This window comes from Pseudomonas putida (assembly GCF_004357765.1).
Classification (GTDB): Bacteria; Pseudomonadota; Gammaproteobacteria; order Pseudomonadales; family Pseudomonadaceae; genus Aquipseudomonas; species Aquipseudomonas putida_U.
On record NZ_SMTE01000008.1, the window covers coordinates 91,846 to 116,816 of the forward strand.

The window sequence follows — 24,971 nt, forward strand, 5'->3', positions numbered from 1 at the left end:
GACATCTTCGCCGCGTTCATCGCCGACAGTCCTTGCGCTAGGCCAGCACCTCGTCCGACTGCTGCGACCGGAAAGCCCAACCGCCTTGGCCATCCACCTCCAGGCGATGGGTATGAAAGCCGGCGAGTGTGCTTCGATGACCGATGCTCACCAGCAACGTGTCCGGCATTTCACTGCGCAGCAGCGAGTACAGGGTGTGCTCGAGCCCTTCATCCATGGCCGAGGTGGATTCGTCTAGAAACACCATTTGCGGTCGGTTGAACAGTACCCGGGCAAATGCCAGACGCTGCTGCTCGCCGATCGACAGCACATGGGACCAGTCGCAGTTCTGCGTCAGGCGATCGGCCAAGTGGGCCAAATTGACCTGACGCAAGGCTTGGCGCATACGCCCATCGTCCTGGGTCGTGGGCTCGGCCGGGTAGGCGATCGCGGTGCGCAAGTCGCCCAGCGGCAGGTAGGGACGTTGGGAAAGAAACAGCGACCGATGGCCGGTCGGGCGCTTCACCTCCCCTTCGGCGTAGGGCCAGAGCCCCGCCAGCGCTCGCAGCAACGTGGTCTTGCCGCTGCCCGACGGGCCTTTGATCAACAGCGCCTGGCCGGCCTGCAGGTCCAGCTCCAGGCCGGCGATCAGGCGCTGGCCATCCGGGCGCGAAACCTGTAGCTGACGGATGTGCAAGGCCTGCGGCTGGTCTTCGGTGCTGACGTGTGGCAATGCACCCGCCTGGTGGTTGGCATCGAGGAAGCCGGTCAAACGATCAAGCGTTGCGCGGTATTGGGCAAAGGTGTCGTAGGACTCTCGGAAGAACGATAACGAATCCTGCACCTGGCCAAAGGCCTGGGAGGTCTGCATCACATCGCCTAGCTTGATCGCCCCGCTGAAAAAGCGCGGCGCCTGGAGAATGAACGGAAACACCACTGCCATCTGGCTGATACCCAGGTTGAAGCCTTCGAACTTCAGGCCCCGGTACACCAAGGCCCAGGCATTGGCGATCAGCGCGGCAAAACGGCCGAGCAAGGTTCCTCGCTCGACTGCCGCACCTTGGTAGAAGGCAATGTTCTCGGCGTTCTCGCGCAGGCGCATCAGCGCATAACGGAAGTTGGCGGTGAGCTTCTCATTGAGGAAGTTCAGGCGGATCAACGGCCGCCCGAGCCGGAAGGCGATCCAGGTAGCCACCAGTACGTAGAGGTAGACCGCGAACACCATCGCCCGTGGAATCTCCGTTCCGGCAACCATCAGCGGTGCCGACAGCCCCCAGAGAATGCCGGTGAAGGCCACCAGCGACACCAGCGCACTGACCGCACCGAGGGCCAGGCTCACCGAGCCGGTGACGAAGGCATTGACGTCGAGTTCGATACGTTGGTCGGGGTTGTCCACCGGCTCGGCGACGAACTGTCCGCGGTAATAGGCGTCGCCGCGCATCCAGTCGGCGGTCAAGCGCTCGGTCAGCCAGGTCCGCCAACGGATATTGAACGCCTGGGTCATGTAGGCGGTGAACAACGAGCGTCCGACGTGGATGGTCGCCAGCACCCCGAACACCCCAAGCAGGTACCAGAAGGCTTTCTGGTCCAAGGCCTGCAAGGCGCTGTAGAAGCCGTTGTACCAGAATGAGAACAGCACGTTCAGGCGCACGGCGAACAGCGTCAGTACCAGCAGCAGGGCGAACGCCAGCAAGGGCCGCCAACTGCGGCGGAAACTGAAATACGGCCCGGCCAGTTGCCAGAACTGCCCGCCCCAACGGGTGAAGCGCACGGCCAGGGTGGCGGCGGCGAGGAAAGCGACGAAGGTGATGAGTGTGGCGACTGCCAGCCAGCTCAGGCTCTCTTGCAGGGCCTGGTGCCAGTTCATGTCCATGGGTGTCATCCGCAGCGAGTGATTTCGCGAGCGTAGCACCGGGGTGAAGTGGCAAACATGACGGACATTTCATTTTTCCGGGTCGTCCCTTTCGCGGATAAACCCGCGAAAGGGACCGGTCTGGCAAAGTTCAGCTCAACGCCTCCAATACCTTGGGGTCCACCCCCTGCCCCGTATTGGCCTCGACCCACTCGCCCAGTTGCCGGCGCATCGCCGGCGTCCAGAAGCTCTGCAGGTGCTGGCGTATTCCCTGCACCGCCAGCGCATGGTCCGGCTCGCTATCGAAATAGTGAGCGATCTGGTTGGCCATCTTGACCAGGTTCTCGCTGCTCATCGGCGTACCTCGGCTTTTTCTTCGGTACGACGTTCCTTGAGCAAGCGCCGCTGTTCATCACTGAAGTCCTGATAGCGCTGCTGCCATTGCGACGGCTGGAACACTTTCACCACCTCCACCGCGGTGACCTTGTATTCCGGGCAGTTGGTCGCCCAGTCGGAGTTGTCGGTGGTGATCACGTTGGCCCCAGACTCAGGGAAGTGGAACGTGGTGTAGACCACCCCCGGTGCCACCCGCGCACTGACCTTGGCACGTAGCACGGTCTGCCCGGCACGGCTGCCGATGCCGACCCAGTCGCCGTCAACGATGCCACGGCTCTCGGCGTCGCTGGGGTGGATCTCCAGGCGGTCAGCGTCATGCCAGGCGACATTGCCGGTGCGTCGGGTCTGCGCGCCGACGTTGTACTGACTGAGGATGCGCCCGGTGGTGAGCAGCAGCGGATAGCGGCTGTTGACCTTTTCGTCGGTGGGCACGTAGCCGGTCAGCATGAAACGCCCCTTGCCACGCACGAACTGCTCGATGTGCATGGTCGGCGTACCGTCCGGTGCGGCGTCGTTGCAGGGCCATTGCAGGCTGCCGTGACGATCGAGTTCGGCGTAGCTGACACGTTTGAAGGTCGGGGTCAGGCGCGCGATCTCGTCCATGATCTCGGACGGATGGCGGTAGTTCATCGGGTAGCCCAGGGCATTGGCCAGGGCCACGGTCGCCTCCCAGTCGGCCTTGCCGGCCAGCGGTTGCATGACCTTGCGCACCCGCGAGATGCGTCGTTCGGCGTTGGTGAAGGTACCATCCTTCTCGAGGAACGAGCTGCCCGGCAGGAATACGTGGGCGAACTTGGCCGTCTCGTTGAGGAAGATGTCCTGCACCACCACGCACTCCATCGCCAACAGTGCGGCGGTGACGTGCTGGGTGTTGGGGTCGCTCTGGGCGATGTCCTCGCCCTGGCAGTACAGCGCCTTGAAACTGCCGTCGAGCGCGGCCTCGAACATGTTGGGGATCCGCAGACCCGGATCGGGCTGCAGGGTAACGCCCCAGGCCTGCTCGAACTCGGCACGCACGCCCTCGTTGGAGATGTGTCGGTAGCCCGGCAACTCGTGGGGGAACGAGCCCATGTCGCACGAGCCCTGCACGTTGTTCTGTCCGCGCAGTGGATTCACCCCTACCCCTTCACGGCCGACGTTGCCGGTGGCCATGGCCAGGTTGGCGATACCCATCACCGCGGTACTGCCCTGGCTGTGTTCGGTCACGCCCAGCCCATAGTAGATGGCCGCGTTGCCACCAGTGGCGTACAGCCGCGCCGCAGCGCGGATCTGCTCGGCAGGAACGCCGCACACCGGTCCCAGTACCTCGGGGGCGTTTTCCGGCAGTGCGACGAAATCACGCCAGCGGGCAAAGTCCTCACCTTCGCAGCGCGCATCGATGAAGTGCTGAGCCAGCAGGCCTTCACTGACGATCACGTGGGCCAGGGCGTTGAGCATGGCGACGTTGGTGCCAGGGCGCAGTTGCAGGTGCAGTTCGGCGCGGGCGTGTGGCGAATCGACCAGGTCGATACGCCGTGGATCGATGACCACCAGCCGCGCGCCCTCACGCAGACGGCGCTTGAGTTGCGAGGCGAACACCGGGTGGGCGTCGGTCGGGTTGGCGCCGATCACCAGGATCACGTCAGCCTGCATCACCGAGTCGAAACTCTGGGTACCGGCAGACTCGCCGAGGGTCTGCTTCAGGCCATAGCCGGTAGGCGAATGGCAGACCCGCGCGCAGGTGTCGACGTTGTTGTTGCCGAACGCCGTGCGCACCAGCTTCTGGACCAGGTAGGCCTCTTCGTTGGTGCAGCGGCTGGAGGTGATGCCGCCGATCGAATCACGCCCGTACTTGAGCTGGATACGGCGGAACTCGCTGGCGGCGTAGGTCACGGCCTCGTCCCAGCTGACCTCCTGCCAAGGGTCTTCCAAGCGCTTACGGATCATCGGTTTGGTGATGCGGTCGGGGTGCGTCGCATAGCCCCAGGCGAAACGACCTTTGACGCAGGCGTGACCATGGTTGGCGCCGCCGTTCTTGTCCGGGACCATACGCACCAACTGGTCGCCCTTCATCTCGGCGCGGAACGAGCAGCCGACACCGCAATAGGCGCAGGTGGTGATCACAGCCCGCTCGGGCTGGCCGATCTGGATCAGGCTCTTCTCGCTGAGGGTCGCAGTCGGGCAGGCCTGCACACAGGCACCGCAGGATACGCACTCGGAGGAAAGGAAATCATCACCTCCGGCCGCCGCCACCCGCGACTCGAAGCCGCGCCCGGTAATGGTCAGGGCGAAGGTGCCCTGGATGTCTTCGCAGGCGCGCACGCAGCGGCTGCAGACGATGCATTTGCTCGGCTCATAGTCGAAGTACGGGTTGGACACGTCCTTCTGTTCGGCCAGGTGATTGGCGCCGTCATAGCCATACCGCACCTCGCGCAGGCCGACCTGGCCAGCGACGGTCTGCAGCTCGCAGTTGCCGTTGGCCGAGCAGGTCAGGCAGTCCAGCGGGTGGTCGGAGATGTACAACTCCATGACATTACGTCGCAGGTCGGCCAGGCGCGGCGTTTGCGTGCGCACCACCATGCCTTCGCTGACCGGCGTGGTACATGAAGCCGGGTAGCCGCGCATGCCGTCGATCTCGACCATGCACATGCGGCACGAACCAAAGGCTTCCAGGCTGTCGGTGGCGCACAGTTTGGGGATGCTGGTGCCGAGCAGCGCCGCGGCGCGCATCACCGAGGTGCCGGCCGGCACGCTGATGCTGCGGCCATCGATGTTCAGGTTGACCTGCACGTCGCTGTCACGGGCCGGCGTGCCCAGGTCGGTCAGGGGGTCGAAATAATTGATCACTGCGCGGCCTCCTTGGTGGTCAGGCCAAAATCGGCAGGGAAATACTTCAGTGCGCTGGCCACCGGATAGGCGGTCATACCGCCCATGGCGCACAGCGAGCCGTACTGCATGGTGTCGCACAGGTCGCGCAGCAGCAGGGCCTGGTCATGGCGCTCAGCCAGATCGTCGCTGGCGATCAAGCGATCCACCACCTCCATGCCCCGGGTCGAGCCGATGCGGCACGGCGTGCACTTGCCACAGGACTCCTCGGCGCAGAACTGCAGGGCAAAGCGGGCCATGCTGGCCATGTTCAAAGTGTCGTCGGCCACCACCACGCCGCCGTGCCCGAGCATCGCACCGATGGCCGCGAAGGCCTCGTAGTCCAGTGGTGTATCGAAATGGCTCGGTGGCACCCAGGCGCCCAGCGGGCCACCCACTTGTGCGGCTTTCAGCGGCCGGCCGCTGGCAGTGCCGCCGCCATAGTCTTCGACCAGCTCGCGCAGGGTCAGGCCAAAGGCGCGCTCCACCAGACCGCCATGGCGGATGTTGCCGGCCAGCTGGAACGGCATGGTACCCAGCGAACGGCCCATGCCGAAGTCACGGTAGTACGCCGCGCCCTTGGCCAGGATGATCGGCACCGAGGCCAGGGTGAGCACGTTGTGCACCAGCGTCGGCTGCCCGAACAGGCCTTCGAGCGCCGGCAGCGGGGGCTTGGCGCGAACGATGCCACGCTTGCCTTCGAGCGATTCGAGCAGCGCGGTTTCCTCGCCGCAGATGTAGGCGCCGGCCCCTACCCGCACTTCCAGGTCGAAGGCCTGGCCGCTGCCGGCGACATCGCGGCCCAGGTAGCCGGCGTCGCGCGCGATCACCAGGGCCTGTTCGAGCGCGTGGATCGCATCGGGGTATTCCGAGCGCACGTAGATGTAGCCTTTGTCGGCACCGACCGCGAGGCCGGCGATGATCATCCCCTCGATGAGCAGGAAGGGGTCGCCTTCCATCAACATGCGGTCGGCAAAGGTGCCGGAATCGCCTTCGTCGGCGTTGCACACCACGTATTTCTGCCCGGCCACGGCGTCACGCACGGTGCGCCACTTGATGCCGGCTGGAAACGCCGCGCCGCCACGCCCACGCAAGCCTGAATCGAGCACGGCGGCGACCACCTCGGTGCCGCTCTGGGCAACAGCATTTGCCAGACCGGCGAAGCCGCCATGGGCGCGGTAGTCCTCCAGCGACAGCGGCCGGGTGATGCCGGCGCGGGCGAACAGCAGGCGCTGCTGGCTCTTGAGGTAGGGAATCTGTTCTACCGGCCCCAGCGCCAAAGAGTGGCCGCCTGGCTGGCCGCTCAACGCATCGAGCAGCCCCGGCACGTCTTGCGCAGTGACCGGGCCAAAGCCCATCCGACCTTCCGCGCTGTCACATTCCACCAGCGGCTCCAGCCAGTACAGGCCGCGCGAACTGGTGCGCTGGATATCGAGAGGCAACTGACGCCGCTCGGCTTCGCGCTGCAAGGCGCTGGCGACCTGGTCGGCACCCACCGCACGGGCGACTGAATCGCAGGCAATGAACACCTTCAGCATGCTTCGTCCTCCAGACAAGCGTTAACCAACTCACGCAGGCGCTCGGGGGTCAGGCGCGCATGGACCTGGCCGTCCAGTTCCAGCGCCGGCGAGCAGGCACAGGCGCCCAGGCAGTAAACCGGCCGCAGGCTGATGGCCCCATCGGCGCTGGTGCCGTGATCGTCCAGCACCAGTTGTTCACGCAGCTGCGCGGCCAGCGCCTCGCTGCCACGGCTCTGGCAGGATTCGGCGCGGCACAGACGCAGGGTGTGGCGAGCAGGTGGTTGGGTGCGGAAGTCGTGATAGAAGCTGATCACCCCGCGGACTTCGGCGAGGCTGAGGTTCAGGGCATGGGCGATATCGCCCACAGCGGCATCGGGAATGAAACCGATGGCATCCTGGATGGCGTGAAGGATCGGCAACAAGGCGCCGGGCTTGCTCTTCTCTCGGTCGAGGATGAGCTGGATTTCTGGCAGGTACAGCAATTCATCAGGCATACAGCGGACCTCGGCATCACGGACCCTGCCTGAATTGTTGTGGAGGGCAGGTATCCGGCGTGTTCTGCTGCGGCACGCTGGTCACGTCACGGATACGTGGTAGCGGCCTCCTTGCACCTGGCCGTGCGTCTGCGCGCACTGGGTCCAGAGGCATCGAGTAAGCATGGCACTTGTATGGCCGAAAGGTTGTGTGCGAGCGACCAAGCGCATCCTGAAACCGACCAGAGCACCGGCGAAGATCAACGTGCCTGCAGTGGTCCAAATCGGCTGCTGCCCTGACGATCTGCTCCCAGCTGACAGAAAAGTAATGCAGCACTCAGCTGGCTGACAGCCTACCCCGCTTAGCCTGGGTCCGATCTGCACCTACCAGCGAATGGACACCAGGGCATGTACAGCACCACCACACGACGCCGTTTCGTCAAAGGCCTGGCCGCTACCGGCCTGTTGACGGGCCTGGGACTATGGCGCACGCCGGTCTGGGCCCTGACCAGCCCTGGCCAGCCGACCGTGCTGAGCGGCAGTGACTTCGATCTGTTCATCGATCAGTTACCGGTCAACATCACCGGTGCCGCGGGCACCGCCATGGCCGTCAACGGCGGATTACCCGGGCCGACGCTACGCTGGCGTGAAGGTGACACCGTGACCCTACGCGTGCACAACCGCTTGCGCCAGGACACCTCCATTCACTGGCACGGCATCCTGCTGCCGGCCAACATGGACGGCGTGCCTGGCCTGAGCTTCCACGGCATCGCCCCGGATGGCCTGTACGAATACCGCTTCCAGGTCCGCCAGAGCGGCACCTACTGGTACCACAGCCATTCGGGACTGCAGGAGCAGCTCGGCGTGTATGGCGCGCTGGTGATCGATGCCAAGGTGACCGAGCCCTTCAGCTACGAGCGCGACTATGTGGTGCTGCTGAGCGACTGGACCGACGAAGACCCGGCACGGGTCATGGCCAAACTCAAGAAGCAGTCCGACTACTACAACCAGCACAAGCGCACACTGTTCGATTTCGTCGAAGACGTCAGCGACAAGGGCTGGGCCGCGACCCTCGCCGATCGCAAGATGTGGGCCGAAATGAACATGAGCCCCACCGACCTCGCCGACGTGAGCGGCGCTACCTACACTTACCTGATGAATGGCCAGGCCCCTGATGGCAACTGGACCGGCCTCTTCACCCCAGGCGAGAAAGTCCGCCTGCGACTGATCAACGCCTCGGCCATGACCTACTTCGACGTCCGTATTCCGGGGTTGAAAATGACTGTGGTCGCTGCAGATGGCCAGCACGTGGAGCCGGTGTCGGTCGATGAGCTGCGCATCGCCGTGGCGGAAACCTACGACGTCATCGTCGAGCCGCAAGACGCCCAGGCCTACACCCTGTTCGCGCAATCCATGGACCGCACCGGCTACGCCCGCGGCACCCTGGCTACCCAGCCAGGCTTGCAAGCCCCGGTGCCAGCGCTCGACCCACGCCCGCTGCTGTCGATGAGCGACATGGGTATGGATCACGGCGACATGGCAGGCATGGACCACAGCCAGATGGCCGGCATGGAGCATGGCGACATGGGCGCCATGCAGTCCCACCCGGATTCGGAGAACGGCAACCCGCTGGTCGACATGCAGACGATGAACCCAACGGCCAAGCTCGACGACCCGGGTATCGGGCTACGGGACAACGGCCGCCGCGTTCTGACCTATGCGGACCTGCGCAGCGCCTTCGAGGATCCCGATGGCCGAGCTCCGGGCCGCACTCTCGAACTGCACCTTACCGGCCACATGGAGAAGTTCGCCTGGTCCTTCGACGGCATCAAGTTCTCCGATGCCGAACCGCTGCGCCTGCGCTACGGCGAGCGCCTGCGCATCACCCTGGTCAACGACACCATGATGACCCACCCCATTCACCTCCATGGCATGTGGAGTGATCTGGAAGACGAACACGGCAACTTCAAGGTTCGTAAGCACACGATCGACATGCCACCCGGCTCGAAACGCAGCTACCGCGTGACAGCGGATGCGCTGGGTCGTTGGGCCTATCACTGCCACCTGCTGTTCCACATGGAAATGGGCATGTTTCGAGAAGTCCGTGTGGACGAATGAACGGGAGATCCGAGATGAGCAAGCCAAGCGCACGTACTACCTTCTGCATGTCTGCCGCCCTGTTGGGCCTGCTGCTGGTGCAAGCCCCGGCGGCGTGGTCAGCCGACGCCACCCAGCCCGCCGAGCAAGCTGCACCGACAGCCCAACCCAACGCCGACGGCAAAGCCGCGATGGGCAAGCATGGCGCCATGCAGGGGATGGGCCATGGGTCCATGAAAGGCATGGATCATGATGCGATGAAGGGCATGGACCATGACGCCATGCAGGGCATGGATCACCGCAAGATGATGGAGTCGCAGGGCACCGACAAAGCACAGGCAGGGAAAAATGGCCAATAGCCTGACACGGCCCTCGCTGCTGGCGCTGTCGGTGTACCTCGGCACATTGAGTGCAACGCCGCACGTGGCGGCGCAGCCCATGGATCATTCGGCGATGGGGCACGAGGCGATGCAAATGGATCACGGCAGCATGGAAGGGATGGACCATTCCGGTATGCCCCCTGCCCCAGCGGCCGATGCTGCCACGAGCACCAGCCGCACGCCGATCCCGGTATTGACCGACGCCGACCGCCAAGCCGCCTTTCCACCGCTGGGCGGCCACCAGGTTCATGACCGCGCGCTCAACAGCTTTTTCCTGCTCGACCAGCTCGAATATCAGGATGCCGACGGAGGCAGCGCCCTGGCCTGGAAAGCCGAGGGGTGGATTGGCGGTGATGTCGACCGGCTCTGGTTGCGCAGCGAAGGTGAACGCACCGCAGGCGTCACCGAGGATGCCGAGCTACAGGTGCTGTATGGGCACGCCGTGAGCCCGTGGTGGGACGTGCTGGCCGGGGTTCGCCAGGACTTCAAGCCAGGCTCGCCACAAACCTGGGCCACATTCGGTGTCCAGGGCATGGCCCTTTATGGGTTCGAAGTCGAAGCCAGCGCATTCATCGGTGAAAACGGCCAGACCGCCGCGCGGCTGGAGGGAGAGTACGACATCCTTCTGACCAACCGTCTGATCCTGCAACCGACCTTCGAAGCCAACCTGTATGGCCGCAACGATCCGGCACGCGGGGTCGGTTCGGGCCTGGCCAATACCGAGGTCGGGCTGCGCTTGCGATACGAAATCGTCCGCCAGTTCGCGCCTTACATCGGCGTTACCTGGGGTCGGTCTTACGGCAAGACGGCGGATTTCGTCCGCGACGAAGACGGGGATGTCGAAGAAGCGCGATTCGTTGCAGGCATTCGCATGTGGTTTTGATCCCGCCACTGAGGGTCCAGCGCCTTGATCATGGCGTTTGGTGCTCCAAATGCCGGGCCGGGGGTGGTTCACGCGTTTGGTCTGAAACTGCCCACCGCCAATGGATCGAGCGCTGACAGCGAGGAATCTCAATTGAACACAGAACTTCCTGTGTCCACTTGAGGTACGCGATCATGGCTAACGATCAAGACAATGGCAGAACCCAGGGCGATCATGTCCGGACTGACAAGGGTGATGCGGGCCAGAAAGGACGCCAAGGCTCCGGCGAGGACATGTCCCAGGGACAACAGGGCGGTCGGCAATCTGGGCAGAAGCCCGAAGACGGGATGAACAAGGATTGGCAGCAAACCTCGGAAACCGAGCGGCAAGGTGGGCATGCCGGTGGCAATCAGCGCGACTCGCAAAAGCCTGCGGATGAGGGCCGCATGGGTGGCCAGCACACGCCGGGCGGTAACCAGCCGCAGGACAAGGACCGCTGATCCCCGCGCGCTTGGCAGCGAGGCGGCGCGAGCTGACTCGGTGCTGAGTGGGCGATGAGACGCCGGTTGTGAAAAAAGCTGAGAATCACGGGATCGGGACTTTTCTTTCACTCATTTTTCACACCCGATGGGAGAACCTAGCCCTATCCCTACGTGTGATAGACCTTGCCCGCCTCGGCGGGCTTTCTTTTGTCTGGCGTTTGGGCTTTTATCAATAGCTCGCATAGGGCTCTGTCCAACCCTCACAAAGTCGTCGACCTCCCCAGCCGATCCAACTCGAACACCTTGCTGCGCTGCAGGCACTCGCGCAGGTAACTCGCCGCAGGCCCCGGTTGGCGCTTGCGATGCCACAGCAGGTCGACACCCACCAGCCAATCGGTGTGGGGGTAAGCCTCCAGTTGCAGTTCCACCAGTTGCCCAGTCGCCAACTCGCGCTGCACCAACTGGCGCGGCAGCGTAGCCCAGCCGAGCCCACCGCGAACCATTTCCACCAGCGCCAGGTAGCTCTCTGCCCGCCACACTTGACCGGCGCGCAGGTACTCGCTGCTCGGCAGCTTTTCGGCATGGGCGAAGAACGCCAACCGGCGATGGGCGTTGAGGTCGGCGAAGCTCACCGGGGACTGTCGCGCCAGGGCGAAATCAGGGTGGCAGACGTGGGTCATGATCAGCTTGCCTAGCTGCTGAAAGCCAAGTTCGGCGGGGTAGTCGGGCTGCGCGAAGGTCACCCCGAGATCGGCTTCACCGGTCAGGATCATTTCGCTGACATCGCCGTGCACCGGGTGGCGAATCAGCAAATCCACGAACGCAAACGCTGCGTCGAAGTCCTTTAAAGGCGGTATCAGCGGGCCATACGGCACTTCGATTGCCAGGGTCAGCGCCGCTTCCACCTCGCCCGCCAGGCTGTCGGCGCTGCCCTCCAGAGCGTAACAGCGCTCCAGAATACCCTCTGCCCGCAAAAGCAGTTTCTGCCCAGCGGCGGTCAAGCTGGGAATACGGCTGGAGCGATCGAACAGCTGCACCCCCAGGTCGGTTTCCAGGTTGCCGATGGCAGCACTCACGGTCGACTGCGTACGGCCCAGCCTGCGCGCTGCAGCAGAGAACGAGCCAGCCTGCACGGCACTGACGAAGACCTGCAACTGCTCCAGAGAAAAGCGCATCACCTGATCCTGTTCACGTCGATCGATCCATCGATATTAGCGATGGTTAATCATTTGCTCCATCGCTGATTTCACAGGATTCTGCCGCCAGACATCAGCGACAGCTGCCCCGCTTTCCTGCGCTGCCTGTCACTCCGGGCGCCACAACAAGAAAAAGAGCCGCACACCAGGCTGCACTTCAGGCTGCACTTCAGGAGAGTCACGACATGAGCCAACCTCTGATCCATCCAGTGGACGAAGTACTGCCCCCACGGGAGCTGTTCACCTTCGGCCTGCAGCACGTGCTGGTGATGTATGCCGGCGCCGTCGCCGTACCACTGATTCTGGGCAGCGCCCTCGGGCTGACCCAGGCCCAAGTGGTCACACTGATCAACGCCAACCTGCTCACCTCGGGCATCGCCACTCTGATCCAGACCCTCGGCTTGTGGCGCTTCGGCGCGCGCCTGCCGCTGATCCAGGGCTGTTCGTTCATTGCCTTGGCGCCGATGATCATGATCGGCAAGGAGTTCGGGCTACCCCACGTCTTCGGAGCGGTCATCGCCGCCGGAGCACTGACGATTGCCATCGCGCCATTGTTCAGCCGCCTGCTGCGCTTCTTCCCGCCCGTGGTGATCGGCAGCCTGATCACGGTCATTGGCATCTCGCTGATGCCGGCGGCGGCCATCTGGCTCGGCGGTGGCCAACCTGGGTCGGCAGATTTCGGCAAACCGGCCAATCTGATGCTGGGCATGGCCACGGTGGCCTTGACCCTGGTGATCCATGCACGCTTTCGCGGTTTTATCGGCAATCTCAGCGTGCTGCTGGGGCTGATCGTCGGCAGCCTGGTGGCGGCGGCCTGCGGCATGACCGACTTCAGCCGGGTGGGCGATGCAGCGTGGTTCGAGCTCAGCGCGCCCATGGCGTTCGGGGTGCCTGAATTCGCCTTCACGCCAGTACTGATCATGCTCCTGGCGATGCTGGTAATCATGGCCGAGACCACCGGCAACTGCCTGGCCATCGGCAAATTGACCGGCAAACCCACCGACCAGCGCACCCTTGGCAACGCCTTCCGCGCCGATGGTCTGTCGACCATGCTGGGGGGCGTGTTCAACAGCTTCCCTTACAACGCCTTCACGCAGAACACCGGTTTGATAGCGCTTTCCCGGGTCAAGAGCCGCTTCGTGGTCGCCGCCGCAGGCGCAATCATGGTGCTGATGGGATTGTTCCCCAAGCTCGGCGCACTGATCGCCAGCGTGCCGACGCCGGTGCTCGGCGGCTGCGCCATCGTGATGTTCGGCATGACCACCGTGGCCGGCATTCAGGAGCTGGCGCGGGTGCGCTTCGAGGGCACCCGCAACGGCCTGATCGTGGCGGTATCGGTCAGCATCGGCGTATTGCCCATGTCGATGCCAGCGCTGTTCGAGCATGTCAGCGGCCCCCTGAAGCTGGTGCTGGAAAGCGGCATCTTCCTCGCCGCGGTCAGCGCCATCCTGCTCAACCTGCTGCTCAACCGCGAGCCCGACGCCCATCGGCAGGACGCCGTCGATAGCAGCCCGATCAAGTGAGCCTTTTTTCACGCGCGCCGCTGGCGCGCTTTCCACTGCCTCCCAGGGAGAAACATCCATGACCTCAACCCCCCACAACGCCGGCCTATCCGAGCGGGACCTGGACCTGCTGCGCCAGTCGATCCGCCTGTCCGAGCAATCCCGCGAAGAGGGACGACACCCGTTCGCCGCCCTGGTCGCAGACGCCGAGGGCCGGGTCATCGCCAGCGCCGGCAACAACTCCATGCCGCCGGAGGGCGACCCGACCCAGCATGCCGAACTGGTTGCAGCGGCCCGCGCGGCCAAGCTGCTGACCCCGGAGCAACTGGCAAGCTGCACGCTGTACACCAGCGCCGAGCCTTGCTGCATGTGCGCCGGCGCGGTGTACTGGACCGGGATCGGCCGGGTGGTCTATGCGCTATCGGAACATGCGCTGCTTGGCTTGACCGGCGCCCACCCGGAGAACCCCACCTTCTCCCTGCCCTGCCGCGAAGTGTTCGCCCGCGGCCAGCGCATCGTGCAGGTGCATGGTCCGGTGCTGGAAGATGAGGCGGCCCGCGCTCACCATGGCTTCTGGGCATGAACGGCGGCGTCTCGCTGCATGTCGTCGACATTGCCAGCGGGCGCGCTGCCCAAGGGCTGCGCGTGAGCATCGCGGTGGTCGGTGGGGTGCCAATCGCCGAAGGCACCCTCGATGATCGCGGGCAATGGCCGGAACTGGCTGCGCTGAGTGAGCGGTTTGCTGTGGGCGTCTATGAAGTGCGTCTGCAGGTGGCGCAGTTCTATCGCCAGCTTGGCAGCGACTTGCCCGACGTACCGTTTCTGGACGAACTGGTGTATCGGTTTGGCATAGGGGATGCGCAGGCGCATTATCACTTGCCCTTCAAGATCACGGCCTGGGGGGTCAGCTGTTTTCGGGGAGGAGCTTGACCAGAAGCAACCCCTGGCGCTTGGGAAGCCTGGCTCAAGGCCGAGTGGAAATGGGCCTGACATTCAGATTGTTCCTATTTCTTGTAGGCCGTTTCCGAAACACACTTCCAGGCCGTTCGAGCCATTGCAGTGATTTGGTTTGCGCCCTAGTCTCGGATGGTCGTCGCAATACGGCGACCGGCTTTGACAGGCCGTCTAGGTTTGAACAACATGGCTCCGTCTTTATGGCGGCTGTGCATGGGGCACCTCTGTGTGCGCCGGAAATTGTTCTCCTAGCCGGTCTGTCAACCCATGTTCAGCTGCCACCCTCTGTTTGACAGCAGGCGGTGGTCGGCCTATCTAGGAGAACGAGAATGTTGAAGATAGTCCCCGACCCACCCCACCACCACCGCTCCCTCGACAGCCTGCTGATGCTGGCCACCCACGATTGGCTCGGCTCCGACGTTGCCCAGCAACGCCCAGCAGATTCACTGCAGCGCTAATCACCAAACCCGTTTCGCCTGAGCTGGCCTCATCGCCGGCAAGCCCGCGACCACCATCAGGCCGCCCAAGTCGAGAATACCGAGGCTGGGCCTGTAGGCGTGCGCTTGCCTTCGACAGACCGGGGCGTAGGGTCAGCTCAGGCACCTGGACGTTCAGGGAGAGAGAATGATGACCAAGGAAAGAGAAAAAACCACCGTCGGCGAAATCAAGTTCTACCAAGGGGAAAACCAGACCCAACCGTTGTTCTGCATCGAGCCGGGCATTCCCTGCCATTTCGCTCGGGAGCAGGCGTCGGAGCTGCTGGGCTATGCGCAGGAATTGACCTTGACCGGGCTGCTCGATGAAAAGCCGCATTTGATCTGGGCTTCGCATTATCTGGGGGCTTTGGCCAAGGCGCTGATGGATGATGCAGAGTTGGGGATGATGCGGTGAGTCCTGCAGCGGTGTGCTGACTGGGCCGGCCCTTTCGCGGGCAAGCCCGCTCCCACAGGTTCGGTGTGGGGGCTTAAAATAAGCTTTCCTGATAGACTATCGCCCCTTTTTCCATCTGCGCGGTGCACGCCGGGGCACGCTTTTGCCTCGGCAAACCGGGTTGGCTTTATGTGGATTTTTGCGACATCACCATGTTCGATTGCTACATGTGAGTAACCGAAGTGGTACACCAGCACAAACCGCAGCACAGCAGTAAACGAGAGAACCGAAATGCACCCGAAACCAGCAGAAGCCCCTGCAAACGTCGCCGATCCGGTCATCCGGAGGTTCTCCGTTGCGCCGATGATGGACTGGACAGACCGCCACTGCCGCTTCTTCCTGCGCCTGCTGTCCAAACACACCCTGCTCTACACCGAAATGGTCACCACCGGCGCCTTGCTGCACAACGACGCCCAGCGCTTCCTGCGTCACGATGTTTCAGAGCATCCCTTGGCCCTGCAATTGGGTGGCAGTGTGCCGGCTGATCTGGCCGCCTGCGCACGCCTGGCCGAGCAGGCTGGCTACGACGAGGTCAACCTCAACGTCGGCTGCCCCAGCGACCGGGTGCAGAACAACATGATCGGCGCCTGCCTCATGGCCCATCCGGGGTTGGTGGCAGACTGCGTGAAGGCCATGCGCGATGCGGTCTCGACGCCGGTCACGGTCAAGCACCGGATCGGCATCAATGGCCGCGACAGCTACGCCGAGCTATGCGACTTCGTCGGCCAGGTCCGCGAGGCCGGCTGTCGCAGTTTTACCGTGCATGCGCGCATCGCCATCCTCGAAGGCCTGTCGCCCAAGGAAAACCGCGAGATTCCACCGCTACGCTACGACGTGGCCGCACAGCTGAAGGCCGATTTCCCCGACCTGGAAATCGTCCTCAACGGCGGCATCAAGACCTTGGCCGAATGCCAGGCACATCTTGAAACCTTCGATGGGGTGATGTTGGGCCGCGAGGCGTACCATAATCCTTACCTGCTGGCCGAAGTGGACCAGCAGCTGTTCGCCAGCGACGCCGCCGTGGTCACCCGCAGCGAAGCCCTGGAACAGCTGCGACCGTATATCGTCGCCCACCTGCAAAGCGGGGGCGCCATGCACCACATCACCCGCCACATCCTCGGGCTGGGCCAAGGCTTCCCGGGGGCGCGGCGGTTCCGCCAGCTGCTGTCAGCGGACATCCACAAGGCGCCGGAGCCGCTGGTGGTGTTCGATCAGGCAGCCGAGTTGCTACAAGGGCGCTGACGGAACCCCGGGCGCGCTTTCGACTCGAAACCTCACTCCCACACCCCGCCCCGTGCTGGCCCTTGAGTGGCCGCCGGGGCTCGGGTAAGGTCGAATCATTGCACAGGACAGAGCACGCCCATGACCTCCAAGCTGGAACAACTCAAGCAGTTCACCACCGTGGTCGCCGACACCGGGGACCTGGACGCCATCACCCGCCTCAAGCCAGTCGATGCCACCACCAACCCGTCCCTGTTGCTCAAGGCCGCGGCCATCCCTGGCTATGCCGACTTGCTCAAGCAGGTCAAAAGCGACGCCAAGGGCAATGTCGACCTGGCCTGTGACAAATTCGCCGTGGCCGTCGGCGCGGGTATTCTCAAGGTCATCCCAGGGCGCATTTCCACCGAGGTGGATGCCCGCCTGTCCTTCGACGAACCGGCCCTGTTGAACAAGGCCCGCCAACTGATCGATCAATACGAACAAGCTGGCATCGGCCGTGATCGCGTGCTGATCAAGCTGGCTTCGACCTGGGAAGGCATCCGTGCCGCCGAGAAGCTGGAAAAGGAAGGCATCCAGACCAACCTCACCCTGCTGTTCTCCTTCGCCCAGGCCCAGGCATGCGCCGACGCCGGGGTGTTCCTGATTTCGCCATTCGTGGGCCGCATCTACGACTGGTACAAGAAGAGCACCGGCCAGGAGTACGTGGGCGCCGAAGATCCGGGCGTGCAGTCGGTCACCCGCATCTACGACTACTACAAGACCAACGGCTACGACACCGTGGTCATGGGCGCCAGCTTCCGTAACATCGGTCAGATCGAACAGTTGGCCGGCTGCGACCGCCTGACCATCAGCCCTGAGCTGTTGCAACAGCTGAGCGACGATCAGGGCGAGCTGCCTCGGGTACTCAAGCCAGGTAACGCCGGTGAGGCCAAGCAGGTACTCAACGAGAGCCAGTTCCGCTGGGCGATGAACGAGGACGCCATGGCCACCGACAAGTTGGCCGAAGGTATCCGCCAGTTCGCCCGGGACCAGGAAAAACTCGAGAAGCTGATGGCCGACAAAGCCTGATACACATCCGGTTTGCCTGACGGGCGGGAAATGTTCAGCATTTTCCGCCCGTTTCGTTTGTGCACGACGCGTTCGAGCCAGCCCTACAGAAACGCCCGTCAGTCATGAAACGGCGCCAGACCTGTGGGAGCGGCGGTTCGGCGCCCCGGCTTGCCCGCGAATGGCCCACCATGCCACCAGAGCTGTCGATGACCTTGTCCTCTTCTTTGCCCCTCGTTCTCGCCGGCCCAGTGCTACGCCGCCTGGAGCCGCAACGCCTGGCCATCTGGCTGGTCGCCACGCAGCCCGAGCCGCCCACCTTCAGCATTGACCTTCCTCAGACGACACCGGAGGTCCATTGCCAGACCTTGCCGATCGGCACGCAGGCCTTCGTTCACTTGCTCGACGTGCATTTCAGCCGGCCCCTGCCCTCGGATGTCGCGGTGGAATACGATGTGCGTCTGGCCGGCCAGGGTATCGCCGAGTGGGCGCCGCACCTGCTCTATCCCGGCCAGCAACGCCCCAGTTTCGTACTGCGCGGGCGCCTTGACCAGTTGCTCCACGGCTCATGCCGCAAACCGCATCATCCAGCGCGAGACGGCATGCTCTGCGCCGACCGATTGCTGCAGACCTGCCCACGCCCTGAACAACGCCCAGCCCTGCTGATGATGAGCGGCGACCAGGTCTACGCCGATGACGTCGCAGGGCCGATGCTCTGCGCCATCCATGGGCTGATCGCCCGCCTGGGGCTGTTCGAGGAGCAACTGCAAGGCGCACGGGTCGCCAACAGCGCCGACCTGTACAACCACCCTGCCTGCTATTACCACCGAGCCGACCTGCTGCCCGCCCAGGCCCGAAACGAAAGCCTGCGCGAGCGTTTCTTCGGCGGCAAACGCAAGCCGATATTCTCGTCCAGCAACGCCGACAATCACCTGGTGACCTTCGCCGAGGTCATGGCCATGTACCTGCTGGTCTGGTCGCCCATTCCCTGGCGCCTGGTGAGCCTGGACATGCCGGCAGGCCTGAGCCGGGAGCGGCAGGTGCGATATCGCCAGGAACTGCCGCTGATCGAGGCCTTCGCCGCCGACCTCGGCCCGGTCGGCCGGGTAATGGCCCATCTGCCGTGCCTGATGATCTTCGACGACCATGACATCACCGATGACTGGAATCTTTCGGCGCAGTGGGAAGAAACCGCCTACGGCCACCCGTTTTCGCGGCGTATCATCGGCAACGCCCTGCTCGGCTATCTGCTGTGCCAGGCCTGGGGCAACGATCCAGACAGCTGCCAGCCACTGGTGCAGCGCTACCAAGCGCTGGCGGCGGCGCCCCTGGCCCGTGACGAACAGGATGCACTGATCGATGACCTGCTCGGCTTCCAGGGCTGGCAGTTCAGTTTACCGACGCAACCGCCGCTCCTGGTGCTCGATACCCGTACCCGCCGCTGGCGCAGTGAAAGCGATTTGGCAAAGCCTTCTGGACTGCTGGACTGGGAAGCGCTGACCGAACTGCAACATTCGCTGCTCGACCACCCTTCGGCGGTGATCGTATCCCCGGCGCCGATCTTCGGGGTCAAGCTGATCGAAACGGTGCAGCGGGTGTTCAGCTGGCTTGGCTATCCATTGCTGGTGGATGCGGAAAACTGGATGGCGCATCGCGGCGCGGCGCAGGTCATTCTCAACATCTTCCGCCATTCGCGCACCCCAGGGCACTACGTGATTCTGTCCGGGGACGTGCACTATTCGTTCGTCTACGAAGTGCTGATCCGTCACCGGCAACGTAACCCGCACCTCTGGCAGGTGACCAGCAGCGGGATCAAGAACGAGTTTCCCCGGCGCCTTTTGGATGTGCTGGACCGCTTGAACCGCTGGCTGTACTCGCCGCGCTCACCGTTGAACTGGTTCACCAAGCGCAGACAGATGGAGGTGGTGCCGAGAACACCGAGCCATCGCCAGGCAGGCGAACGTCTGTGGAACAGTGCGGGGTTGGGACAGGTGTTTTTCGATGAGCAAGGGCGACCAGCGCGGGTGTATCAGCTGAATGCGGATGGGCGGGAGGCGACGGAGTTCGTGAAGCCGGAGTGATTCGGCGGGATGTGTCGGGTATTTTCTGGCCTCTTCGCGGCGGTTTGGCGCGAAGAGGCCGGTACAGACTAGCGCTCAGGTACGCTCCAGCGCACTGACCAGATCATGGAACGCCTCGCGGTTGGAATCGTTCAAGCCCATGAGGATCTTGTGCGCCTCCAGCACCTTCGAACGCACCACCTCTTCGTTCTGGTCCTGGGAGGGTAGGTCGGTCAGACATTCCGGGCACGGCACCGGACGGTCGACGATATTGAACACCTGATCGAAGCCCATCGACTGCAGCAGGCGAGAAATATCCGGGTTGGTGGTCACCACGGTTGGCAGCAGGCCAACCTTCTGCCGCGACAGGATCGACAGCTTGGCCAGCAGACCCAGCGTCGTGCTGTCGATGCTTTCAGTTTCGGTCAGATCGATGACGATCGCCGAGAAGTTCAGCGCAGTGAAGATCTTCTCGATCGTCGCATCCAACGCCGAACACAAGGTCAGGCGCACTTCACCGACGAACTTCAGTACGAAGGTGCCGCTCTGCTCGGCGAACTGGATTCTACCGGTACTCATTGAAGGTTCCTGCTTAACACCAATAGGGCGATATCATCCGGCATCTCCCCAAGCGTAGCCAATCCAAAACGTTGTCGCAGCCCATCCAGGCTACCACCCGCGGCCTTGACGATGTCCGGCAAGGCGGCCTCTTTATCTTTGAGCGTGTCCCCTGGCAAAAGGTCCAGGATGCCATCGGACATCAGGCTCAAGCTGAATCGCTCTGGCAGCTCGATGACCTGGTCCTGGTACGCCGCCTCGTCGAACAGACCCACCGGCAGGCCACGGCCTTCGAGGTAACGAGCCTGGCCCGGGGTGTACAGCACCGGCAGTGGTAGATGGCCACCCACGGCGTAGGTCAGCAGGCCGGTTTCTTCGTCGATCACGCCACCGACCATGGTCACATGCTTGCCCAACTTGCAGTTGATCAGCCCGCGATTGATGTGGCTGAGCACCTCCGAGGGCTTGAATTCGCGCATCTTGCCGCTGCGCTTGAATTCGAACAACAGCCGGGTGGTCATGAACTTCAGCAGCACGGTGACGAAGGCCGACGACGCGCCGTGCCCCGATACGTCTGCGAGGTAGAAGGCGATACGCCGCTCGTCCACACGGAAGTAGTCGGTGAAGTCGCCCGACAGGTACAGCGACGGGATGATCTGGTGCTCGAAAGCGAACCCGCCCGCACTCCAGGGGCTCTCCGGCAGCATGTTCATCTGGACCTGGCGCCCGGCGGTCTGGTCCTCCTGCAACAGGTGCAGGCTGGCCTCCAGCTCACGATTGGCGGCCTCGAGCTTGTCGCGATAGCGCTGGTTTTCCAGCACCAGACGCGAACGGTCGAGGGCACGACGCACCGAATGCTCGAGCACGGCCAGGTCTTCCAGCGGCTTGATCAGGTAGTCGGCAGCACCGAGGCGCAAGGCCTCCACCGCGTCGCTCATCACCCCGGCACCGGAGACCACGATCACCGGCAACTGCGGCGCACGCTCGCTGATCTGGCGGATCAGTTCGAGGCCGCCCATCTGCGGCATGCGCAGATCGCAGATGACGAGGTCGGGCTGGTGTTCTTCGAAGACCTGGAGCCCCTGCTGGCCGTTACCGGCCTGGAGGACGCTGAAGCCACTGTCTTCCAGATAGGCGGCGAGGCTAGCACGGACCACGTCGTCATCATCGATGATCAGCAGCGTTGCACTGATTTTCTGCATGTGGGCGAACGGCGCCGATTTGGGTTGGTGCAGCGACGTCTGCAAAGCTGACATCCGACTGCTGGGATACTCTGTAGTAACACTCTACTTGAGTTGTAGGCCAAGAAGATGGGCCAGGCAACCGGCAGAGGCACCTTGTAAGGCGCAGACGGTACTCCCATCCGCGGGGCGTTTCAAGCATACGTCGGTCGAGCTCGCTGCACTTTACAGGGCAAATCACCGGGAGTTATAAGAAAGCCGACCAGCGCAACCTGATGGGAAGGACGCAGCATGCCTCAGACGCCCTCCAACCACAGCGAGAAACGCGATTTCATCCGCATGCGCATCGACACCGAGGTCACCCTACTGCACGCCGGCCAGGTGATTACCGCGATGTGCCTGGACCTCTCCAGCGGTGGCATGCAGGTGCACGCACCGCAGCGCTTCCAGGTGGGGGATTCGCTGGATGTCCATATCGACTCCGAACACCCGGCCCTCAAGGGGCTGCGCGCCAGTACCGAAGTGGTTTGGATTGCGGACCAACCCGGTGGGCAGCAGAAACTCGGCCTGCGTATCTTGGCGATGCACTGATCTGTAACTGGAAGTATCTGTTGCCTGCGGCGACCTCATCGCCGGCGAGCCGACGATGAGGCGGGAGGATCAGAAGTCGTCTTCGACTTCGCCGTCCTTGACCTTGAACTCGCGGTTCTGCAGGTAGGCATTGCGGATGAAGATGTACTTGTCACCCTGGATGAGCTTTTCAGCCGACAGCAGGCTGGCACGGGTGTCGATCACGTCCAGCGCGAAGATCGAATTGCGCGTGGGCACGTGGTCGATGTAGCGGTAGGGCTTGGTGTAGGTGTCCGGATACTTGGCCAGGCCGTCACGCACGGTGCTCGGACCGAGCAGCGGGATGACCACGTATGGGCCGCTTGGCAGACCCCAGTAGCCCAGAGTCTGGCCGAAGTCCTCGTCGTTGCGCTGCAGGCCCATCTTGGTACCCACGTCGAAGAAGCCGCCCAGACCGAAGGTGGTATTGACGATCAGCCGCGCAGTGTCCACGCCCGCTGCATGAGGCTTTAGCTGCAGCAGGTCGTTGGCGAGGTTGGTGACATCGCCGAGGTTGCGGAAGATGTTATGGATACCATCTTCGAGGAACTGCGGAGTCACCGCCTGATATCCCTTGGCCAGCGGCTTCAGGGCATAGGTGTCGAGAGTATCGTTGAACTTGAAGATCGGTCGGTTGACCGCCTCCCAGGGATCCTCCTCGGTGGCCGCCTGGGTCGCCGCCACAGGTGCCAGCAGCAGGCTGGCACACACACAGGCCTGGGTGACTCGCTCGATCACACCGGCACCGATCCTACGCATAGATGTCTCTCCATCGAAATTCTCGGCCGCAACGCGCATTGGCACGCCGCTGTACGGCGGCAAGTATAAAGACTTGCGGGCTGCTGCGCAGCTTCGCACAGTATTGATCAATTTTCCGTGAATACCCGTCGCCGTCATCGCCTGGTAACAATACCGCCATAGTCTGCGGACTATTTGGGGGAAGCTGCCATGCTCGACGCGCCCGCCTTCACCGCCGTGCTGTTCGGTCTGCGCGGTTGCCTGGTCCAGGCTGCCGACGGCAGCCCTCAGCCCGCCCCAGGTGCACTGCAGGCCTTGAGTGGACTGCGCCGGCGCCAGGTACCCTGCATCTGGCTGGACGACCAGCCCAGCGCACAGAGCCAGCACCTGGCCAGCGTGCTGCCGCAATGGCTGCCTGGGCACAGCGTCAACGGGGTGCGCTGGCCGGCACCGAACGCCTGCTGGCAGGCCTTGATGAGCCTGGACAGCCAGAAACTGGACGGCTGCGTGCTGGTCAGCGGCGAACCGCGGCTGTTACAGTCGGGGCTCAATGCCGGGTTGTGGACGGTCGGGCTGGCGGCCTGCAGCCCTGGCTGCGACCTGTCCTCCAGCGCCTGGCAGGCCATGACCGCGCAAGACCAGGAGCTGGCGCGCGGCAAGGCGACCCTGGAGCTGTTCCGCCTGGGCGTGCACTCGGTGATCGACCACCTCGAAGCGCTGGACACCTGTCTGGCGGACATCGCCCAGCGCCGGCGCAAGGGCGAAAAACCCTGACACAGCCCCGTTGATCCGGATCATGCAAAGCGCTGTCGAGTGGATTACGCTGAAAGCAGGCCAGAACCTTTGCAGTGTCGCTGAGGTCCATGGCTTGCCAAGTCATTGATGGAGAACTACCAATGCCTGCCCGCGAATTGCAAGAGCGTTTGAATAGCCTGCGCGAGCAACTGGATCGAAACGTGCCGCTTTCCGATGAAGAACTGGCCGCCCTGCACGAGGAGGCCAGGCAAATCGAAGCGCAGCTCAAGCTCGAGGAAGCCACGCCGGACAACAACCTGGTGGATGGAGTCAATCTGGCCATCGAGCGCTTCGAGGCCGAACATCCCGACCTGACCGCCACCCTGCGCAGCATTGCCAACTCGCTGCACAGCATGGGCATCTGAAACACCGCATCTACACACCTGGCGCCGCTGTGCGGCCCAATCGCCGGGACCCCGGCGAACGGGCCGTGCAAAAGCCCTCAGCTATTTACTGGCGAACCAGGCGCAGATTGGCCGGAGTGATCGCCCCGGTGCTGCGATACGGATTGATATCCAGCCCCCCACGGCGCACATAACGCGCGTACACCGTCAGGTGTTCTGGCTGTAGCAGGTTCTTCAAGTCCAGGTAAATCCGCTCCACGCACTGCTCATGGAAGTCGGCATGCTGACGGAAGCTGATCAGGTAGGTCAGCAGGCTGGCATGGTCTAGCGCCCTGCCCTTGTACTCCACCACCACACTGCCCCAGTCAGGCTGACCGGTCACCGGGCAGTTGGATTTGAGCAGGTGGCTGTGCAGCGTCTCTTCGACCACCCGCTCGGGATTGCAATGCAAGAGCTCAGGCTGCGGCTGCTCGTAGTTGCTGATGGCCACGTCCAGGGCATCGATGCACTGACCCGGCAACGACACCACACCTTGCGCCTCGACCTCGGCCAGGGTCCGCACCTGCACGCCAACGGGCTTGCCGGCGGCAGCCGAGAGGTCTTTGACCAGGCACGCCTGCAATTCACCGATGGAAGCGAACACCGTTTGGTTCAGCGAATTGAGGTACAGCTTGAACGACTTCGATTCGATGATGTTGGGCGAGTCGGCCGGGATGGCGAACTCACCGATGGCCACCACCGGTTTACCGGACGGCAGCAACCACGAGAGCTCGAAGCAGTTCCAGTAATCGACGCCCTGCCAGGGCAAGGTCTGGGCCGTGACGCCCAGCTCGGCCCATTTTGCCTCACGGGGGATCGGGAACAGCAGCGCGGGCGTGTAGGTGGCGATGTATTCGCTGGACTTGCCCAGCGGGGAGTGTTCGGCAGCGGGATGCATGGAAACTGACCTGA

General features: G+C 63.3%; 25 protein-coding genes. 15 read left to right on the top strand and 10 right to left on the bottom strand.

Annotated elements, in window-relative coordinates; translation table 11 throughout:
- Window positions 1–37: 37 nt before the first annotated feature.
- The 5 genes from E2H86_RS13520 to E2H86_RS13540 form a co-directional block, all read right to left on the bottom strand.
- Complete coding sequence (locus E2H86_RS13520) at window positions 38–1,852, bottom strand: ABC transporter ATP-binding protein/permease (RefSeq protein WP_133328554.1); 1,815 nt, start codon at window positions 1,850–1,852, stop codon at window positions 38–40.
- Between the two features lie 130 nt (window positions 1,853–1,982).
- Window positions 1,983–2,186 (bottom strand): formate dehydrogenase subunit delta, encoded by a 204-nt coding sequence (locus tag E2H86_RS13525; RefSeq protein WP_133328556.1) that lies wholly within the window; start codon window positions 2,184–2,186, stop codon window positions 1,983–1,985.
- Window positions 2,183–5,053, bottom strand: coding sequence for a formate dehydrogenase subunit alpha (gene fdhF / locus E2H86_RS13530; protein WP_133328558.1), 2,871 nt, complete (start codon window positions 5,051–5,053; stop codon window positions 2,183–2,185). The genes E2H86_RS13525 and fdhF overlap by 4 nt, the downstream gene beginning before the upstream one ends.
- Window positions 5,050–6,609, bottom strand: coding sequence for a formate dehydrogenase beta subunit (locus E2H86_RS13535; RefSeq protein WP_133328560.1), 1,560 nt, complete (start codon window positions 6,607–6,609; stop codon window positions 5,050–5,052). Before E2H86_RS13535 ends, fdhF begins: the two co-directional genes overlap by 4 nt.
- Window positions 6,603–7,085, bottom strand: coding sequence for a formate dehydrogenase subunit gamma (locus E2H86_RS13540; protein WP_133328562.1), 483 nt, complete (start codon window positions 7,083–7,085; stop codon window positions 6,603–6,605). The genes E2H86_RS13535 and E2H86_RS13540 overlap by 7 nt, the downstream gene beginning before the upstream one ends.
- A 387-nt stretch (window positions 7,086–7,472) precedes the next feature.
- Here E2H86_RS13540 and E2H86_RS13545 point away from each other — a divergent pair, with 387 nt between their 5' ends.
- The 4 genes from E2H86_RS13545 to E2H86_RS13560 all read left to right on the top strand — a co-directional run bounded on the left by E2H86_RS13545 (window position 7,473) and on the right by E2H86_RS13560 (window position 10,903).
- The gene (locus tag E2H86_RS13545; RefSeq protein WP_133328564.1) at window positions 7,473–9,182 is read left to right on the top strand and encodes a copper resistance system multicopper oxidase; all 1,710 of its coding nucleotides are present in this window, start codon (window positions 7,473–7,475) and stop codon (window positions 9,180–9,182) included.
- Window positions 9,183–9,196: 14 nt separating this feature from the next.
- Window positions 9,197–9,520 (top strand): hypothetical protein, encoded by a 324-nt coding sequence (locus tag E2H86_RS13550; protein ID WP_230385346.1) that lies wholly within the window; start codon window positions 9,197–9,199, stop codon window positions 9,518–9,520.
- On the top strand, window positions 9,510–10,424 hold the full coding sequence (locus E2H86_RS13555) for a copper resistance protein B (protein ID WP_133328568.1): 915 nt from the start codon (window positions 9,510–9,512) through the stop codon (window positions 10,422–10,424). Before E2H86_RS13550 ends, E2H86_RS13555 begins: the two co-directional genes overlap by 11 nt.
- A gap of 173 nt (window positions 10,425–10,597) precedes the next feature.
- A complete protein-coding gene (locus tag E2H86_RS13560; protein WP_133328570.1) occupies window positions 10,598–10,903 on the top strand; it encodes a hypothetical protein in 306 nt (101 codons plus the stop codon).
- 242 nt (window positions 10,904–11,145) lie between these two features.
- On the opposite strand, the gene E2H86_RS13565 is transcribed toward E2H86_RS13560, so the two are convergent.
- On the bottom strand, window positions 11,146–12,060 hold the full coding sequence (locus E2H86_RS13565) for a LysR family transcriptional regulator (protein ID WP_133328572.1): 915 nt from the start codon (window positions 12,058–12,060) through the stop codon (window positions 11,146–11,148).
- A 206-nt stretch (window positions 12,061–12,266) separates the two neighbouring features.
- Here E2H86_RS13565 and E2H86_RS13570 point away from each other — a divergent pair, with 206 nt between their 5' ends.
- The 8 genes from E2H86_RS13570 to E2H86_RS13600 all read left to right on the top strand — a co-directional run bounded on the left by E2H86_RS13570 (window position 12,267) and on the right by E2H86_RS13600 (window position 19,816).
- Window positions 12,267–13,604 carry a nucleobase:cation symporter-2 family protein gene (locus E2H86_RS13570; protein WP_133328574.1) on the top strand — a complete coding sequence of 446 codons (1,338 nt, stop codon included), beginning with the start codon at window positions 12,267–12,269 and terminating at the stop codon, window positions 13,602–13,604.
- Between the two features lie 58 nt (window positions 13,605–13,662).
- Window positions 13,663–14,166: a nucleoside deaminase gene (locus tag E2H86_RS13575; protein WP_133328576.1), complete on the top strand. Its 504-nt coding sequence runs from the start codon at window positions 13,663–13,665 to the stop codon at window positions 14,164–14,166.
- Entirely contained in the window at window positions 14,163–14,513 is a 351-nt protein-coding gene (locus E2H86_RS13580) for a hydroxyisourate hydrolase (RefSeq protein WP_133328578.1), read from the top strand. Before E2H86_RS13575 ends, E2H86_RS13580 begins: the two co-directional genes overlap by 4 nt.
- 353 nt (window positions 14,514–14,866) lie before the next feature.
- A complete protein-coding gene (locus E2H86_RS26440; RefSeq protein WP_306767647.1) occupies window positions 14,867–14,995 on the top strand; it encodes a hypothetical protein in 129 nt (42 codons plus the stop codon).
- Between the two features lie 169 nt (window positions 14,996–15,164).
- On the top strand, window positions 15,165–15,428 hold the full coding sequence (locus E2H86_RS13585) for a DUF3077 domain-containing protein (RefSeq protein ID WP_133328916.1): 264 nt from the start codon (window positions 15,165–15,167) through the stop codon (window positions 15,426–15,428).
- Between the two features lie 270 nt (window positions 15,429–15,698).
- Window positions 15,699–16,709 carry a tRNA dihydrouridine(20/20a) synthase DusA gene (gene dusA / locus E2H86_RS13590; protein WP_133328580.1) on the top strand — a complete coding sequence of 337 codons (1,011 nt, stop codon included), beginning with the start codon at window positions 15,699–15,701 and terminating at the stop codon, window positions 16,707–16,709.
- A 120-nt stretch (window positions 16,710–16,829) separates the two neighbouring features.
- Complete coding sequence (tal, locus tag E2H86_RS13595) at window positions 16,830–17,756, top strand: transaldolase (protein ID WP_133328582.1); 927 nt, start codon at window positions 16,830–16,832, stop codon at window positions 17,754–17,756.
- Between the two features lie 188 nt (window positions 17,757–17,944).
- Window positions 17,945–19,816 (top strand): alkaline phosphatase D family protein, encoded by a 1,872-nt coding sequence (locus E2H86_RS13600; protein ID WP_133328918.1) that lies wholly within the window; start codon window positions 17,945–17,947, stop codon window positions 19,814–19,816.
- Window positions 19,817–19,891: 75 nt separating this feature from the next.
- Here the strand turns inward: E2H86_RS13600 and rssC are convergent, their stop codons facing one another.
- The gene (gene rssC, locus E2H86_RS13605) at window positions 19,892–20,374 is read right to left on the bottom strand and encodes an anti-sigma factor antagonist RssC (protein WP_133328584.1); all 483 of its coding nucleotides are present in this window, start codon (window positions 20,372–20,374) and stop codon (window positions 19,892–19,894) included.
- Window positions 20,371–21,555, bottom strand: a complete 1,185-nt coding sequence (gene rssB, locus E2H86_RS13610) for a two-component system response regulator RssB (protein ID WP_133328920.1) — start codon at window positions 21,553–21,555, stop codon at window positions 20,371–20,373. Before rssB ends, rssC begins: the two co-directional genes overlap by 4 nt.
- A 270-nt stretch (window positions 21,556–21,825) precedes the next feature.
- Here rssB and E2H86_RS13615 point away from each other — a divergent pair, with 270 nt between their 5' ends.
- Entirely contained in the window at window positions 21,826–22,125 is a 300-nt protein-coding gene (locus tag E2H86_RS13615; protein ID WP_133328586.1) for a PilZ domain-containing protein, read from the top strand.
- 69 nt (window positions 22,126–22,194) lie between these two features.
- On the opposite strand, the gene E2H86_RS13620 is transcribed toward E2H86_RS13615, so the two are convergent.
- Window positions 22,195–22,902 carry an MlaA family lipoprotein gene (locus E2H86_RS13620; protein ID WP_133328588.1) on the bottom strand — a complete coding sequence of 236 codons (708 nt, stop codon included), beginning with the start codon at window positions 22,900–22,902 and terminating at the stop codon, window positions 22,195–22,197.
- A gap of 189 nt (window positions 22,903–23,091) precedes the next feature.
- Here E2H86_RS13620 and E2H86_RS13625 point away from each other — a divergent pair, with 189 nt between their 5' ends.
- Together E2H86_RS13625 and E2H86_RS13630 are read left to right on the top strand one after the other, a co-directional pair.
- Entirely contained in the window at window positions 23,092–23,655 is a 564-nt protein-coding gene (locus E2H86_RS13625) for a phosphonoacetaldehyde phosphonohydrolase-related protein (protein ID WP_133328590.1), read from the top strand.
- A 122-nt stretch (window positions 23,656–23,777) separates the two neighbouring features.
- The gene (locus tag E2H86_RS13630; protein ID WP_039614141.1) at window positions 23,778–24,041 is read left to right on the top strand and encodes a DUF4404 family protein; all 264 of its coding nucleotides are present in this window, start codon (window positions 23,778–23,780) and stop codon (window positions 24,039–24,041) included.
- Between the two features lie 85 nt (window positions 24,042–24,126).
- On the opposite strand, the gene queF is transcribed toward E2H86_RS13630, so the two are convergent.
- Window positions 24,127–24,957, bottom strand: a complete 831-nt coding sequence (gene queF / locus E2H86_RS13635) for an NADPH-dependent 7-cyano-7-deazaguanine reductase QueF (RefSeq protein WP_133328592.1) — start codon at window positions 24,955–24,957, stop codon at window positions 24,127–24,129.
- Between the last annotated feature and the right edge of the window lie 14 nt (window positions 24,958–24,971).

Bases quoted from the DNA above. Each gene is read 5' to 3' on its own strand.
- E2H86_RS13520 (WP_133328554.1), bottom strand. From the start codon at position 1,852: ATGGACATGAACTGGCACCAGGCCCTGCAAGAGAGCCTGAGCTGGCTG.
- E2H86_RS13525 (WP_133328556.1), bottom strand. From the start codon at position 2,186: ATGAGCAGCGAGAACCTGGTCAAGATGGCCAACCAGATCGCTCACTAT.
- E2H86_RS13535 (WP_133328560.1), bottom strand. From the start codon at position 6,609: ATGCTGAAGGTGTTCATTGCCTGCGATTCAGTCGCCCGTGCGGTGGGT.
- E2H86_RS13540 (WP_133328562.1), bottom strand. From the start codon at position 7,085: ATGCCTGATGAATTGCTGTACCTGCCAGAAATCCAGCTCATCCTCGAC.
- E2H86_RS13545 (WP_133328564.1), top strand. From the start codon at position 7,473: ATGTACAGCACCACCACACGACGCCGTTTCGTCAAAGGCCTGGCCGCT.
- E2H86_RS13550 (WP_230385346.1), top strand. From the start codon at position 9,197: ATGAGCAAGCCAAGCGCACGTACTACCTTCTGCATGTCTGCCGCCCTG.
- E2H86_RS13555 (WP_133328568.1), top strand. From the start codon at position 9,510: ATGGCCAATAGCCTGACACGGCCCTCGCTGCTGGCGCTGTCGGTGTAC.
- E2H86_RS13560 (WP_133328570.1), top strand. From the start codon at position 10,598: ATGGCTAACGATCAAGACAATGGCAGAACCCAGGGCGATCATGTCCGG.
- E2H86_RS13565 (WP_133328572.1), bottom strand. From the start codon at position 12,060: ATGCGCTTTTCTCTGGAGCAGTTGCAGGTCTTCGTCAGTGCCGTGCAG.
- E2H86_RS13570 (WP_133328574.1), top strand. From the start codon at position 12,267: ATGAGCCAACCTCTGATCCATCCAGTGGACGAAGTACTGCCCCCACGG.
- E2H86_RS13575 (WP_133328576.1), top strand. From the start codon at position 13,663: ATGACCTCAACCCCCCACAACGCCGGCCTATCCGAGCGGGACCTGGAC.
- E2H86_RS13580 (WP_133328578.1), top strand. From the start codon at position 14,163: ATGAACGGCGGCGTCTCGCTGCATGTCGTCGACATTGCCAGCGGGCGC.
- E2H86_RS26440 (WP_306767647.1), top strand. From the start codon at position 14,867: ATGTTGAAGATAGTCCCCGACCCACCCCACCACCACCGCTCCCTCGAC.
- E2H86_RS13585 (WP_133328916.1), top strand. From the start codon at position 15,165: ATGACCAAGGAAAGAGAAAAAACCACCGTCGGCGAAATCAAGTTCTAC.
- dusA (WP_133328580.1), top strand. From the start codon at position 15,699: ATGCACCCGAAACCAGCAGAAGCCCCTGCAAACGTCGCCGATCCGGTC.
- tal (WP_133328582.1), top strand. From the start codon at position 16,830: ATGACCTCCAAGCTGGAACAACTCAAGCAGTTCACCACCGTGGTCGCC.
- E2H86_RS13600 (WP_133328918.1), top strand. From the start codon at position 17,945: ATGACCTTGTCCTCTTCTTTGCCCCTCGTTCTCGCCGGCCCAGTGCTA.
- rssC (WP_133328584.1), bottom strand. From the start codon at position 20,374: ATGAGTACCGGTAGAATCCAGTTCGCCGAGCAGAGCGGCACCTTCGTA.
- rssB (WP_133328920.1), bottom strand. From the start codon at position 21,555: ATGCAGAAAATCAGTGCAACGCTGCTGATCATCGATGATGACGACGTG.
- E2H86_RS13615 (WP_133328586.1), top strand. From the start codon at position 21,826: ATGCCTCAGACGCCCTCCAACCACAGCGAGAAACGCGATTTCATCCGC.
- E2H86_RS13620 (WP_133328588.1), bottom strand. From the start codon at position 22,902: ATGCGTAGGATCGGTGCCGGTGTGATCGAGCGAGTCACCCAGGCCTGT.
- E2H86_RS13625 (WP_133328590.1), top strand. From the start codon at position 23,092: ATGCTCGACGCGCCCGCCTTCACCGCCGTGCTGTTCGGTCTGCGCGGT.
- E2H86_RS13630 (WP_039614141.1), top strand. From the start codon at position 23,778: ATGCCTGCCCGCGAATTGCAAGAGCGTTTGAATAGCCTGCGCGAGCAA.
- queF (WP_133328592.1), bottom strand. From the start codon at position 24,957: ATGCATCCCGCTGCCGAACACTCCCCGCTGGGCAAGTCCAGCGAATAC.